13 protein-coding genes are annotated in these 13,683 nt (G+C 33.1%); 7 read left to right on the forward strand and 6 right to left on the reverse strand.

Annotated elements, in window-relative coordinates; genetic code table 11:
• Positions 1–106 precede the first annotated feature (106 nt).
• Positions 107–778: a DedA family protein gene (locus ACH2BV_RS02640; protein ID WP_395049101.1), complete on the forward strand. Its 672-nt coding sequence runs from the start codon at positions 107–109 to the stop codon at positions 776–778.
• Between the two features lie 72 nt (positions 779–850).
• On the opposite strand, the gene clpX is transcribed toward ACH2BV_RS02640, so the two are convergent.
• The 4 genes from clpX to ACH2BV_RS02660 form a co-directional block, all read right to left on the reverse strand.
• Entirely contained in the window at positions 851–2,083 is a 1,233-nt protein-coding gene (gene clpX, locus ACH2BV_RS02645) for an ATP-dependent Clp protease ATP-binding subunit ClpX (protein ID WP_395049102.1), read from the reverse strand.
• An 80-nt stretch (positions 2,084–2,163) separates the two neighbouring features.
• The gene (gene clpP / locus ACH2BV_RS02650; protein WP_395049103.1) at positions 2,164–2,838 is read right to left on the reverse strand and encodes an ATP-dependent Clp endopeptidase proteolytic subunit ClpP; all 675 of its coding nucleotides are present in this window, start codon (positions 2,836–2,838) and stop codon (positions 2,164–2,166) included.
• Between the two features lie 172 nt (positions 2,839–3,010).
• Complete coding sequence (locus ACH2BV_RS02655) at positions 3,011–4,336, reverse strand: trigger factor (RefSeq protein ID WP_395049104.1); 1,326 nt, start codon at positions 4,334–4,336, stop codon at positions 3,011–3,013.
• Between the two features lie 119 nt (positions 4,337–4,455).
• On the reverse strand, positions 4,456–4,800 hold the full coding sequence (locus ACH2BV_RS02660) for a phage holin family protein (RefSeq protein ID WP_395049105.1): 345 nt from the start codon (positions 4,798–4,800) through the stop codon (positions 4,456–4,458).
• A gap of 85 nt (positions 4,801–4,885) precedes the next feature.
• Here ACH2BV_RS02660 and ACH2BV_RS02665 point away from each other — a divergent pair, with 85 nt between their 5' ends.
• Positions 4,886–6,220, forward strand: coding sequence for a T9SS type A sorting domain-containing protein (locus ACH2BV_RS02665; RefSeq protein WP_395049107.1), 1,335 nt, complete (start codon positions 4,886–4,888; stop codon positions 6,218–6,220).
• Positions 6,221–6,278: 58 nt separating this feature from the next.
• On the opposite strand, the gene ACH2BV_RS02670 is transcribed toward ACH2BV_RS02665, so the two are convergent.
• Entirely contained in the window at positions 6,279–7,040 is a 762-nt protein-coding gene (locus ACH2BV_RS02670) for an alpha/beta fold hydrolase (protein ID WP_395049108.1), read from the reverse strand.
• A 28-nt stretch (positions 7,041–7,068) separates the two neighbouring features.
• The gene (locus tag ACH2BV_RS02675) at positions 7,069–7,782 is read right to left on the reverse strand and encodes a pyridoxine 5'-phosphate synthase (RefSeq protein WP_395049109.1); all 714 of its coding nucleotides are present in this window, start codon (positions 7,780–7,782) and stop codon (positions 7,069–7,071) included.
• A 112-nt stretch (positions 7,783–7,894) separates the two neighbouring features.
• Between ACH2BV_RS02675 and ACH2BV_RS02680 the strand changes: the two genes are divergently transcribed.
• The 5 genes from ACH2BV_RS02680 to ACH2BV_RS02700 all read left to right on the forward strand — a co-directional run.
• On the forward strand, positions 7,895–8,554 hold the full coding sequence (locus ACH2BV_RS02680; RefSeq protein WP_395049111.1) for a CBS domain-containing protein: 660 nt from the start codon (positions 7,895–7,897) through the stop codon (positions 8,552–8,554).
• A gap of 7 nt (positions 8,555–8,561) precedes the next feature.
• The gene (locus tag ACH2BV_RS02685) at positions 8,562–9,446 is read left to right on the forward strand and encodes an NAD kinase (RefSeq protein ID WP_395049112.1); all 885 of its coding nucleotides are present in this window, start codon (positions 8,562–8,564) and stop codon (positions 9,444–9,446) included.
• A gap of 171 nt (positions 9,447–9,617) precedes the next feature.
• Positions 9,618–10,292, forward strand: coding sequence for a DUF6089 family protein (locus ACH2BV_RS02690; protein ID WP_395049114.1), 675 nt, complete (start codon positions 9,618–9,620; stop codon positions 10,290–10,292).
• A 4-nt stretch (positions 10,293–10,296) separates the two neighbouring features.
• On the forward strand, positions 10,297–11,037 hold the full coding sequence (locus ACH2BV_RS02695; RefSeq protein WP_395049115.1) for an isoprenyl transferase: 741 nt from the start codon (positions 10,297–10,299) through the stop codon (positions 11,035–11,037).
• Positions 10,970–13,683 (forward strand): outer membrane protein assembly factor (locus ACH2BV_RS02700; protein WP_395049116.1); only part of this gene is annotated, 2,714 nt, incomplete at its 3' end. The genes ACH2BV_RS02695 and ACH2BV_RS02700, both read left to right, overlap by 68 nt.

Raw genomic sequence — 13,683 nt, forward strand, 5'->3', positions numbered from 1 at the left:
TTTTTTATTAAATATTTATTAAAAAACCTGAAATCCATAGCCTTTATAGTGCAGTTTCGCCAAATTATAATTACTTTCACAACCAAAATTTTTTTAAAGTATTTTTATGAATAATTTCGATTGGACACAACTAATAAATCCCGAGTTTTATATATTAATGGAATTTGGTGGAGTAAAAATGGGATTGCTAGTTATTCTTTTTATAATTTTTGCCGAAACAGGTTTGTTTGCAGGATTTTTTCTACCAGGAGATAGCTTGTTATTTTTAGCAGGGATTTACAGTGAGTTATTGACTCGGCAAATATCAGTAGGTAACGATTTTATCAATGTGGTTTTATTGTCCTCATTGGTTTCTTTAGCAGGTGTTTTTGGCAATATGGTTGGTTATTGGTTTGGAGTTAAAGGAGGTACTTATCTCTACAATAAGGAAGATACATTTTGGTTTAAGGAAAAATACCTTTTACAATCTCGAGATTTTTTCGAAAAATATGGCGGAAAAGCAATTGTTTTTGCACGGTTTTTACCCATTTTCAGAACTTTTGCACCTATAGTTGCAGGAATTGCAGGAATGAATAAAAAGAAGTTTATGTTCAATAATATTGTTGGTTCCATACTTTGGTCTTTCAGTATGATTTTTGCAGGACATTATTTGTCATCCTTATTTTTAGAAAAATTCAATATTGATTTAAAAAGCCATATAGAGTATATTGTGATTGGAATTGTTTTTGTGACAACCGCTCCTGTTTTGTGGAAATTATTAAAGAAAAGAGTTCATTAATATTTTAATAAAAGCATAAAAAAACTCCATTTAAATTGTAATTGGAGTTTTTTAATTTATGTAAAAATTAATTTACGAAGCGATTTCTAATCGTTTCAATAAGTTTCTATTAAGTGTTTCTTTTGCATAATCAACATCAATTTCTAATATTTTATCATCAGAACTTGGCAATTCATACATTGCATCGGTTAGGATGGCTTCGCATAAAGAACGCAATCCACGAGCTCCGAGTTTATATTCCAAAGCTTTTTCGACAATAAAATCCAAAGCCTCATCCGTGATATTGAATACTACTTCATCCATCAAAAACAGTTTTTGGTATTGTTTAATCAAGGCATTTTTAGGTTCGGTCAAAATCGCTCTCAAAGTTTCTCTGTCCAAAGGATCCATATGTGTCAACACTGGCAAACGACCAATGATTTCTGGAATTAATCCAAAATCCTTGATGTCTTTTGGTATAATATATTGCAACAAATTATCTTTGTCAATATTATCAACATTTCTTGATGTGCTGTAACCAACGGCTTGGCGATTTAATCTTTTAGAAATAATTTTTTCAACTCCGTCGAAAGCACCTCCTGCAATAAATAAGATGTTTTGGGTATTTACCTCAACAAATTTTTGGTCTGGATGTTTTCTTCCTCCTTTTGGCGGAACATTCACCACCGTTCCTTCCAATAATTTCAATAATGCTTGTTGCACTCCTTCGCCAGAAACATCACGAGTGATGGATGGATTGTCGCTTTTGCGGGCAATTTTATCAATTTCGTCAATGAAAACGATTCCCCTTTCGGCTTTGGCAAGATCATAATCGGCAGCTTGTAGTAAACGTGTCAAAATACTTTCGACATCTTCGCCCACATAACCAGCTTCTGTCAAAACTGTTGCGTCAACAATTGCCAAGGGAACGTCAAGCATTCTGGCAATAGTTTTTGCAACCAAAGTTTTTCCGGTTCCGGTTTGACCCACCATAATGATATTGCTTTTTTCAATCTCCACATCGTCGTGTAATTCTTGTTGCATCAAACGTTTGTAGTGATTGTAAACCGCAACAGCCATCACTTTTTTGGTTTGGTCTTGACCAATAACGTATTGATCAAGGAAAGCCCTGATTTCTTTTGGTTTTTTCAAAACCAAATCAGCTGGCAACTTTGCCTTACTGCTTGATTTTAATTCTTCTAATACAATTCCGTGGGCTTGCTCGATACATTTATCACAAATGTGTGCGTCGATTCCGGCAATCAATAAATTGGTTTCCGGTTTTTTTCTTCCACAGAATGAACATTCTAATTTTGGTTTTGCCATCTTTTTAGATTGCAGATTTTAGATTTCAGATTTCAGATTGCAAAAAACTGCAGTCTGAAATCTGAAACCTGTTATCTAATTTAACTTCTTCTCAACACTTCATCAATCATTCCGTATTCTTTTGCTTCGTCAGCAATCATCCAATAATCGCGTTCACTATCTTTATGAACTTTATCGAATGTTTGTCCTGTGTGCTGAGAAATAATTTGGTATAATTCGTCTTTTAATTTCAACATTTCGCGAAGGTTGATTTCCATATCAGTCGCAACACCTTGTGCTCCGCCCGACGGCTGATGAATCATTACTCTTGAATGAGGTAATGCCGAACGTTTTCCTGCTGCTCCGGCACATAATAAAACGGCTCCCATTGAAGCGGCCATTCCGGTGCAAATAGTTGCCACGTCAGGTTTGATATATTGCATTGTGTCATAAATTCCCAATCCTGCATAAACGCTTCCTCCTGGAGAATTCAAGTAAATTTGAATATCTTTTGAAGCATCTGCACTTTCAAGAAAAAGCAATTGTGCTTGAACAATATTTGCAATTTGGTCATCAATTCCTGTTCCAAGAAAAATAATTCTGTCCATCATTAATCTCGAAAAAACGTCTAATTGAGAAATGTTCAACTGGCGTTCTTCAATAATATAAGGAGTCATATTTGTTGGATTCATTGCCGCTACAATCTTGTCGTAGTACATTGCATTTACACCTTGGTGTTTTGTAGCAAATTTTTTAAATTCTTTACCGTAGTTCATATTTATTTGTTCTAAGTTTTATGTAATATACTGAATAGTTATTTTATCAAAGGTCATACCTCTTTACAAATGATGCCAATATGTCTTAATTTTAAATATAAGAACTTTTAAAAAAAAGAGCGTCAAAAAAATAATTCTTTTGACGCTCAAAGATACTAATTTTTTCTAAAATTTATTCTCCGTAAAATGCGGTAATAAATTCGTCATAATTAACTTCTTTAGTTGTAGGATTCGCTTTTTCTTTAAACAAGTCTAATAATTTCTCGGCTACAACTTGATCAGAAAGTCTTTTTACTTCTTCTTGGTTTGCCAAAACTCTTGCAACAATTCCCTGAACTTCTTCATCAGTAGGATTTGTTTGTCCGAATTGTGCCATTTGCTGACGGATAGATTTTGTTGTAAAAGATTTCAAATCTTCGAAAGTGATTTTAATGTCACTTTGTGCCATTGCTTTTCCTTCGATTAATTGAAATCGCAATCCTTTTTCTGATCTAGTATATTCTACTTCAGCTTCTGCTGTCGTAAGTTGTTTTTCACCAACAGTTTGCAACCATTTTTTAAGAAATTCAGCTGGTAAATCGAATTTTGTGTTTTCGATTAAAAATTCAGTTACATCGTTTAATAATTTTTGGTCTGCTTGCTGAGCAAATTGACTCTCAGCACCTTCCTTGATATTGGCTTTCAAATCTTCAAGAGAAGTTACTTTTCCAGGACCAAAAAGTTTGTCGAATAATTCTTGGTTTAATTCGGCTAATTCTGTTGAATTGATGCCTTCGATAGTAAAATCTACATCTACTTCAAGTCCGTGAACATGATCGTGAGCCACTTTCATCGTATCCATCAATTTGTGATCGTCATCAAACAATCCTTTTGTATTAACTGTTACAACATCTCCAACTTTTTTTCCAATAAATTTATCAGAAGTGCTTTTGTCTTTGAAAATGTCTAAAGAAAAAGTAGTTGGATTGCTTATTCCTTTTTCAATATTAAAAAATGTTCCGGAAACATCAAATCCAGCTTCAACAGCGTCTTGAGGAATTGGAGTCCCAAATTGTTTTTGGATACGGGCAATTTGGCCTTCAATCATTTTATCATCAGCAGTAACCACATATTTTATAATGTTGTTTTTGGCGTCCAAATCTAATTCAAAACTTGGAACTAAACCTATTTCATATTCAAAAACCAATTCTTCGTCGTCCCAAGAAAAATTTTCGTTTATTTTAGCAAGTGGTGTACCAAGAAGATTTAATCTTTCGGATTGCACAAAACGCTCTAAAGCCAAATCAACTACTTTTTTTACTTCTTCTTGTTTTATAGCTTTCCCGTATTGTTTTTCAACAAGATCTTTTGGTACTGCGCCTTTTCTGAATCCTTTTACGGTTGCCAATGGCATTTTTTCGTTTATTCTTTTTGCTACTTGACCTTTATAATCCATAGCAACAACTGTCATTACAATTGTTTCGTTTACTGCGTCTAATGCTACTCTTTTGATATCCATCTTCTTCTTTAATTTACATAATAAAATTGGGTTGCAAAATTATAAAATTTTTGCAACCCAAACAAGTTTTTAAGTTATTGTATTTTAGTCAATTATTTGACTGCAATTGTAATACTTTTTCATTTATCGTCTCCAATAATTTTATATACAATTGACTGACAAACAGAAAGAATTATACTAAAAATTAAGGCGGTCCAAAATGAATTTATCCTAAATCCATCCACAAGCCTTGAACATAATAAAATGATCACTGCGTTGATGACAAATAAAAATAACCCTAAAGTTAAAATAGTTGCAGGCAATGTCAATATAACTAAAATTGGCTTAACAAATAAATTAAGCAACCCCAAAACAACTGCAACAATTAAAGCAGTCGTAAAATCAGCAACACTGACACTTGTCATAAAGTGTGCAATAAGCAAAACCAAACCTGATGTAATTAAAATTCTGATTAGTAGCTTCATAAGTTTTTATTTCAAAAGTAAAATAATTATTTTAAAAATCGACATTTTTTTTTATCTTCGTGGGATAAATCTTAAAACTAAAGTTATGAAGAAAATATTACTTTCCGTTTTATTGGCTAGTTCATTTATTGCAAACGCCCAGTTTTGGAATGAAAAAGCAACAGGTTTTGCAACTTCTGGCAGAACTTTATACAGTGTATCTATCGTAGATGCAAATGTAATTTGGGCTCAGGAGTATGATAGTGCTACATTGGATTATACTATAAAAGGATTTACACGCAGCACAGATGGAGGAGAAACTTGGACAGCTGCACCAATAGATTTAAATGTAGCTACACCATCGGATTTAGGTATTTCTTCAATTACGGCAGTTTCAGCAACAACCGCATGGATATCTGTGTATCCTATTAATATCCTCACTACTGAAGGTGGTATTTGGAAAACCACAGATAGCGGAACGACTTGGAATAAACAAACATCAACCGCATTTAGTAATTTATCAGAATCCTATGCGAACTTCGTTTATTTCTGGGATGCCAATAATGGAGTTGCAGGAGGCGATCCAGAAAACGGAGAATTTGAAATTTACACAACAAGTGATGGTGGAACAAATTGGATAAGAGTTAATGGTGCAAATATTCCAGATCCTATAGTAGATACTGTTAGTGAATATGGTTATGAAAATATTTATACAGTTTCAGAAAACACCATTTGGTTTGGAACTGACAGGGGTAGAATATTCAAATCTGATAACAAAGGGCTAACTTGGACTGTTAATACTAACCCTACACCCAGTATAGATTTCGGACTTGACAGGTTCACTTTTTCGGATGCGAACAAAGGTCTTTTGATGACTTATAACCCCGTTAAACTTTTCAATACAACTGATGGAGGAGCAAATTGGAGTCCAATGGCAATCACAGGTAGCCTTTATAATACTGATATCGCTTACATTCCAGGTACTTCGACAGTGATTTCTGCCGCGTCAGCAAATCCACTTGGTTCTTCCTATAGCTTAGATGATGGTTTGACTTGGACAACTATTGATGGGGTCTCACACGGTACATTAGCTTTTTTGAATAATTCTTTTGGGTTTTCAGCAGGCTTAAATACTAACGCTACTACAGGAGGAATTTATAAATTTACTGGAATTCCATTAAAAGTCCCTAGCTTTGATTTAAAAAAACAACTGTTTGCCTATCCAAATCCAACAAATGGAATGTTGCATTTAGATTCTGAAGTATTCTTAATTAAAGATTCTGCAGTTTTTGACTTATTAGGAAGACAAGTATATTCTTCTAAATTTTCAAATTTAAACAAAGCCGATTTAGATTTAAATTCCCTTCAAACTGGAAATTATGTATTGAAAGTAACGTCTTATTCTGGAAAAACAGAAACTATGAAGATTATGAAAAAATAAATTTTGATAAAATAAAAGTTAAAGCCCTTTTCAAATTTATTGAAAAGGGCTTTAACTTTTATTTTAAAAACGAACTCGTAATCTCATAAAATAGTTTTGGATTTTCGGCGTGGAGCCAATGCCCTACATTAGGAATAGTTTCAATTCTTGAATTGGGAAAATGTTGTTGAATAATTGCAAAATCTTGATCAATAATATAATTGGAATTTCCGCCACGAATAAAAAGTGTTGGTTTCGTGAAAACGGCATTCTCGGGAAGTCGCTTCCCTATTTCCTCTATTTTTTTATTAAAAACAGTTAAATTAAATCGAAACGCTAATTGTCCAGGCTCTTGCCAATAAAGATTTTTCAACAAGAATTGTCTGGTTCCAAAATCAGCTATATATTTCTCCAAGATTTCTTCGACCTCCTTTCGGCTTGGTTTTTTTGAGAAATCGACAGCATTAAGTCCTTCGAGAATACTTTGATGATGTTGTGAATAAAATTTTGGACCAATATCGGCAACTACTAATTTTTCGACCATCTCTGGATGGATTGTTGCAAAAAGCATAGCTGTTTTTCCACCCATTGAATGTCCTAAAATGTTGACTTTTTCGAGACTATTGGCTTTGCAATATTCGTAAACATCTTGAGCCATTATTTCGTAACTAAATTCATCGGAATGAAAACTCTTGCCATGATTGCGCAAATCCAGCAAATGAACCTGATATCCATTGGCTGCGAATTGCATTCCCATTGTTTTCCAATTGTCTGACATTCCTAGGAATCCGTGCAGTATTAAAAGTGGTTTTCCTTCGCCTTCTATTTTTGAGTACAACATTTATAATATTTTTTTAGTCAAAAAACTTTTATTTCAGTTTTTGTAAATACATATTCACCACATTATCCAATCCGAGATAAATGGCTTCGGAAATAAGTGCGTGACCAATGGAAACTTCGAGCAAACCGGGAATATTTTGATTGAAAAACTGAATGTTGTCCAGACTCAAATCGTGTCCAGCATTAATTCCAAGTCCAATTTCATTCGCTAATAAAGCCGATTTTACATAAGGGTCAATTCCGTTTTTGTTTCCCAAACTATATTCGTGAGCAAAAGCTTCGGTATACAATTCGATTCTTTCGGTCCCAATGATTTTTGCACCTTCAATCATTTCGAGAACAGGATCAACAAAAATCGAAGTTCTAATTCCGTTTCGCTGAAATTCCTGAACAATTTCAGTTAGGAAATCCTTGTGTTTTATGGTATCCCAACCTGCATTCGAAGTTATGGCGTCGATGGCATCAGGAACTAATGTGACTTGTGTTGGTTTTATTTCGAGAACTAAATCGATAAAAGTTTTTTCAGGATTTCCTTCAATATTATATTCGGTATAAACGATTGATTTCAGGTCTCGAGCATCTTGATATCGAATGTGACGTTCATCTGGACGTGGATGAATCGTGATTCCTTGTGCACCAAATTTTTGAATATCAGTGGCAACTTTTAATAAATCCGGAACATTTCCGCCACGAGCATTACGCAAAGTTGCTATTTTGTTAATATTTACACTTAACTTTGTCATTGGAATAGTTTTTAGAATAATTTTTATGGCTTTGAAGTGCAAAAATACAAAGTAAAACTAGCCGTTATTGCATAATTTTGATTATTTTGCATCAAATATTTTGAATTGATTTATGACTGAAATTACAAACTATATCACCAATGATTTTAAAGCGATTGACAGCCAGGAAAGTATTGCGGTTGTTCAGGAGTTTTTTGATGAATTAACTTTTTCACATTTTCCGGTGGTTGAAGAGGAAATTTACATTGGTAGTATTGCTTCTGATGACATCGAATCTTTTGACAGTTCTAAAAAAGTAATCGATTATAGACATACTCTTGCAAGATTTTTTGCCCGAACTACTATGATTTGGCTTGATGTTTTGGAGGTTTTTGCAAAAAATAACACCAACTTAATTCCTGTTTTGGACGAAAAAAATAAATATGTAGGCTATTATGAAATTGCCGACATTATGAAATTTTTTAATGAAACCCCTTTTTTGAATGAGACAGGAAGTATTATTATTGTCAAAAAAAGAGCTTTAGATCATTCAATGAGTGAAATTACTCAAATCATAGAAAGTAATAATGGCAAAATATTAGGTTTATTCGTGTCAGAAACAGATACTGAAAGCATACAAATTACTATTAAAATAAGTTTAGGAGCCATAAACGAAATAATTCAGTCCTTTAGAAGGTATAATTATGAAATTATATCGGAACATTACGAAGATAATTACATCAACACCTTAAAGGATCGCTCAGATTATTTGGACAAATACCTTAATATATAATACAGAAATGAAAGTAGCCATTTACGGTCAATACTATCAAAATAGTACCGAACCCATCATAAAAGACATTTTTGTTTTTCTTATTAAGAATAATGTTGAGATGATTATTGAGTCGAATTTTTTTAAAATATTGTTCGAAAAAAAAATCATAGATAAGGACTATCCAACTTTTAAATCTTATACGGAGTTAAACAGTAGTTTTGATATGCTAATTAGCATTGGCGGAGATGGTACTATTTTGAAAGCGGCAACTTTAGTTCGGGATTCAGGAGTGCCAATTTTAGGCATAAACGCAGGTCGTTTGGGATTTCTAGCCACAGTTCAAAAAGAGAATATTCCAAAATTTATGCAATTTATTATTGATAAAAAATATTCTATTTCTAAAAGAACTTTGTTGAATTTGTCGTGCTCGCCTGATAATGAAGCCATTCAGGACATTAATTTTGCCCTAAATGAAATTTCGGTTAGTCGTAAAGACACCACTTCGATGATAACGATTGAAACTTATTTAAATAATGAATATTTGAATTCCTACTGGGCTGATGGTCTAATCATCGCAACACCTACTGGCTCAACAGGATATTCTATGAGTTGCGGAGGGCCAATATTAACCCCAAATGCTAGAAGTGTAGTTATTACTCCAATTGCACCACACAATCTAAACGCCCGCCCACTTGTGGTTACAGACGAAACAGAAATTAGACTAAAAGTTTCGGGTAGAGACGATCATTATTTGGTTTCTCTAGATTCTAGAATCATTTCTGTAAAAAACGAAACTGTATTATTTATAAAAAAATCCCCATTTCAAATAAATATGGTAGAGATTCCCAACGAAACTTTTTTGAAAACACTTCGCACCAAGTTGTTTTGGGGTGAAGACCGAAGAAATTAAATCATTTTTAACTATTCGCCATACGAATATCCTGATTTTTTCCGTTTCTGTAATATCGAATCAATAATTGACATTGTTTTTTGAGTCAATTTTCCAATTGTGGACACATTTAATCCAATGAGTATTGATTCGTGTTGATAATTATTATATTTGCACGCAATTTTTAATTAAATGTATAAACTTTTCAATCTAATATTCCTGTTCTTCTTTTTTTCAATGAGTGCACAAATTCATGAAATAGGTGTTTTTGCCGGTGGAAGCAACTATATTGGCGATGTTGGGCTTACAACTTACATTTCACCAAACGAACCTGCAATCGGAATTTTATACAAATGGAATAAAAGTCCGAGACATTCCTATCGTTTTTCTTACACCCAATCAAAAATTTTCGCAAATGATTTTGATTCGAAAGAGCCAAGTAGAAATCAAAGAGGTTATCGCTTTGAAAATAGCATAAAAGAAGTATCTTTAGGCCTTGAATTTAATTTTTTTGATTTTAATTTACACGAAATCAAAAGAAAATACACCCCTTATGTTTATTCGGGGATAAGTTATTTCAGGTATGACGAATTGTATGTTGAATCGGAAGAAACGCTAAAGGAATCGAGTACTGGTTCATTTGCAATTCCAATGACTTTAGGGGTAAAATCAAATGTTTCACCTCATATCGTTTTGGCTTTGGAGGTTGGAGCAAGATATACATTAACGGATAATTTAGACGGAAGTAATCCAGAGAACGAAAGTTTTGCAAAATTTGGAAATATAAATAATAATGATTGGTATGTTTTTTCAGGGCTAACACTAACGTATACCTTTGGAAACAAGCCTTGCTATTGTGCAGAATAAGAAAATGAAATTACTAGATACTATAGACTTAACAAATTTACCCAAACATTTAGCCATCATCATGGACGGTAATGGTCGTTGGGCAAAACAAAAAGGAATGTTACGAGCTTTAGGACACGAAAGCGGAACAAAATCCGTGAAAGTAAATATAAAAGCCTGCGCCAAATTAGGAATAGAAAACCTTACCCTATATGCTTTTTCTACCGAAAACTGGAACAGACCAAAACTGGAAGTCGACACTTTAATGAAAATATTGATTAGAGCATTAAAGAAAGAACTTAAAACCCTACAAGACAACAATATTAAATTAAATGCTATTGGTTGTTTAGAAAAATTGCCGAAATCAGCTCAAGACGAACTTCTTGATGTAATAAATAAGACTAAGGATAATACCAGAATGACTTTAACTCTGGCATTGAGTTATGGTTCAAGAGAAGAAATCATAAATGCTGTAAGAAACATTAGCGATAAAGTTAAAAATAATATAATTTCAATAGACTCTATTGACGATTCAATTATAAATGAGCATCTTTACACGCGAAATTTACCAGAGGTAGATTTATTAATAAGAACAAGCGGTGAACATAGAATAAGTAATTTTTTGTTATGGCAAATTGCCTACGCAGAATTATATTTTACTGATATATTATGGCCAGACTTTAAAGAACAAGATTTGTATGAGGCTATTATTAGTTATCAAAAAAGAGAGCGTAGATTTGGAAAAACAAGTGAACAAATTAAATAATTTTTTAGTGTTACAAAAAAGCATAAAGATAGTCCTCAGCATATTGATTTTTGGAATTTTTTCACAAATTAAAGCCCAAGATAGAGTCCCATTTGACCAAGGAAAAACGTACATATTAGCCAAAGTTGACGTTGTTGGCAAAATAAGTTTTAATTCAAATACCGTTGTAACATTTGCTGGCCTTCAAAAAGGGCAGGAAATTACTGTTCCCGGAGAAGAGATAAGCAATGCTATTAAAAAATTAGGGAAATTAGGGCTCTTTGATGAGATTTCATTTTATATAAATAGGATTGAAAAGGATAGCATTTATCTAGATTTGCATGTCGAAGAATTACCCAAATTGAATGAGGTAAAATTTGTTGGCATCCCGAAAAGCAAGGTTGAAGGCTTAGTAAAAGATAATGGTCTTACAAAAGGTAAAGTAGTTAACGAAAATTTAATTACAACGACTAAGAATTACATCGAAAATAAATACAAAAAAGACGGTTTCTACAATACCAAGGTAACTATTAATACCGTTATAGACTCGGCACAAGTTAACCAAGTTAATATGGTTGTGAAAATTGATAAAGGCTCGAAAGTTAAAATTAAGGATATTGTATTTGTTGGAAACAAGCAAATAAAGTCCGAGACCTTGCGTGCGGCGATGAAAGACACAAAACGCAAAACACTTATTAGCTTAAAAGCATCAAAATTTATCAAGGCAAAATACGATGCCGATTTAGAAAAAGTAATCGCAGCTTATAAAGAAAAAGGGTATCGAGATGCCAGAATACTTTCTGATTCCGTTGCCTACAATGCTGATTTAAAAGCTATAATGATTAAAATTAAAATCGAAGAGGGTAATAAATACCGTTTTGGAAACATTAAATTCCTAGGAAATACCGTGTATTCAGATGAAGCTCTTCTTGGAATGCTTGGCATCAAAGAAGGAGACACTTATAATGGAGTGCTTTTGGAAAAAAGGATTGCAGATAAATCAAAACCAGATGGCGAAGATATTACTAATTTATATCAAAATACTGGATATTTATTTTCCAATATAAATGCCGTGGAAACAAAAACAGCCAACGATTCAATAGATTTTGAAATACGTATTACCGAAGGTCCAATAGCTTATTTCAATAAAATTACAGTTACAGGAAATGATAAAACAAACGACCACGTAATTTATAGAGAATTAAGAACAAAACCCGGAGAAAAATACAATAAAGATTTACTCATAAGAACAATTCGTGAAATTGGGCAATTAGGATTTTTTGATCCAGAATCTATTGAGCCTAAGTTTAAAAATGTTGATGCTTCAGCTGGAACTGTAGATATTGAATATCCTTTGACTGAAAAAGGAGCTAGTCAGATAGAGCTTCAAGGAGGTTATGGTGGTGGTGGTTTTATTGGAACTTTAGGTTTATCGTTCAATAATTTCTCAGCTAGAAATTTGTTCAACAAAGAGGCTTACAAACCGCTTCCTATGGGTGATGGTCAAAAAGTTTCCTTACGATTACAAGCTAGTTCATACTATAGAACTTATAGTTTGTCGTTTTCAGAACCTTGGTTTGGAAAGAAAAAACCGGTACAATTAAGCACCTCTCTTTCTTATACAAGTCAATATTATAATAATTATCAAACCCAAAAAGTTGATAAAAGTAGAAGTTTTAATATTCTAACTATGTCTGTTGGAATATATAAAAGACTTTCGGTGCCGGATGATTACTTTGGTTTGTCACAAACCATTAGTTACCAACATTATGATTTACATAATTACAATACTGGTTTATTTACATTTGGTAATGGTGCATCAAGAAACTTAGCTTATACTATAGGACTATCAAGAAGCAATAAAGGTATTAACCCAATATTCCCAATATATGGTGCGGAATTTAGTCTAGTTGGGAAATTCACACTTCCCTATTCTATGTTTAATGGAGTAGATTATGCAACATTAGGAGATCAGAAAGAATATAAATATCAAAGCACAACTGCATATACATCGAATGTTAAACCTAAACCTAATAGTGGTGATCAAGTTAATGTTGGCGATTATCTTACGGATATTCCTTCAGCAACAAATCCATATCCAAATAAAGTAAACAATGATGACCAAGGGCAACCCAACTGGAGTGAAGCGGCCCCAGACCCTGCAAAAGTGGACCAGAAAAAATACAATTGGTTAGAATATTACAAAATAAAGTTCAAAGCGGATTGGTATACCAAAGTTTATGGTAAATTAGTATTCCGATCTTTAACTGAATTTGGATTTTTAGGAGCCTACAATAAAGATAGGGGAATTATACCTTTCGAAAGATTCTATTTAGGTGGCGATGGAATGGCAAATTATTCGATGGATGGTAGAGAAACTATAGCTTTGAGAGGTTATCCAAATGGGTCTTTAACTCCAATAAACAATGCCGGAGAACCTATTGGAGCAACAATATACAACAAGTATTCGTTAGAATTACGTTATCCAATAACACTAAAAGCATCAGCATCAATATATGCGTTAACATTTTTAGAAGCAGGTTCGTCATTTGATACGTTCAAAAATTACAATCCTTTTGCTTTAAGTCGTTCGGCAGGAGCTGGATTAAGGGTGTTTATGCCGGCATTTGGATTATTAGGAATTGATTTTGGATATGGATTTGATGG

This window comes from Flavobacterium sp. (assembly GCF_043780635.1).
Taxonomy (GTDB): domain Bacteria; phylum Bacteroidota; class Bacteroidia; order Flavobacteriales; family Flavobacteriaceae; genus Flavobacterium.

What these genes read in the sequence shown, in the direction of transcription:
- ACH2BV_RS02695 (WP_395049115.1), top strand. Translation starts at nt 10,297, where the DNA reads ATGAAATTACTAGATACTATAGACTTAACAAATTTACCCAAACATTTA.
- ACH2BV_RS02665 (WP_395049107.1), top strand. Translation starts at nt 4,886, where the DNA reads ATGAAGAAAATATTACTTTCCGTTTTATTGGCTAGTTCATTTATTGCA.
- ACH2BV_RS02670 (WP_395049108.1), bottom strand. Translation starts at nt 7,040, where the DNA reads ATGTTGTACTCAAAAATAGAAGGCGAAGGAAAACCACTTTTAATACTG.
- ACH2BV_RS02685 (WP_395049112.1), top strand. Translation starts at nt 8,562, where the DNA reads ATGAAAGTAGCCATTTACGGTCAATACTATCAAAATAGTACCGAACCC.
- ACH2BV_RS02640 (WP_395049101.1), top strand. Translation starts at nt 107, where the DNA reads ATGAATAATTTCGATTGGACACAACTAATAAATCCCGAGTTTTATATA.
- ACH2BV_RS02675 (WP_395049109.1), bottom strand. Translation starts at nt 7,782, where the DNA reads ATGACAAAGTTAAGTGTAAATATTAACAAAATAGCAACTTTGCGTAAT.
- clpX (WP_395049102.1), bottom strand. Translation starts at nt 2,083, where the DNA reads ATGGCAAAACCAAAATTAGAATGTTCATTCTGTGGAAGAAAAAAACCG.
- clpP (WP_395049103.1), bottom strand. Translation starts at nt 2,838, where the DNA reads ATGAACTACGGTAAAGAATTTAAAAAATTTGCTACAAAACACCAAGGT.
- ACH2BV_RS02655 (WP_395049104.1), bottom strand. Translation starts at nt 4,336, where the DNA reads ATGGATATCAAAAGAGTAGCATTAGACGCAGTAAACGAAACAATTGTA.
- ACH2BV_RS02690 (WP_395049114.1), top strand. Translation starts at nt 9,618, where the DNA reads ATGTATAAACTTTTCAATCTAATATTCCTGTTCTTCTTTTTTTCAATG.
- ACH2BV_RS02660 (WP_395049105.1), bottom strand. Translation starts at nt 4,800, where the DNA reads ATGAAGCTACTAATCAGAATTTTAATTACATCAGGTTTGGTTTTGCTT.
- ACH2BV_RS02680 (WP_395049111.1), top strand. Translation starts at nt 7,895, where the DNA reads ATGACTGAAATTACAAACTATATCACCAATGATTTTAAAGCGATTGAC.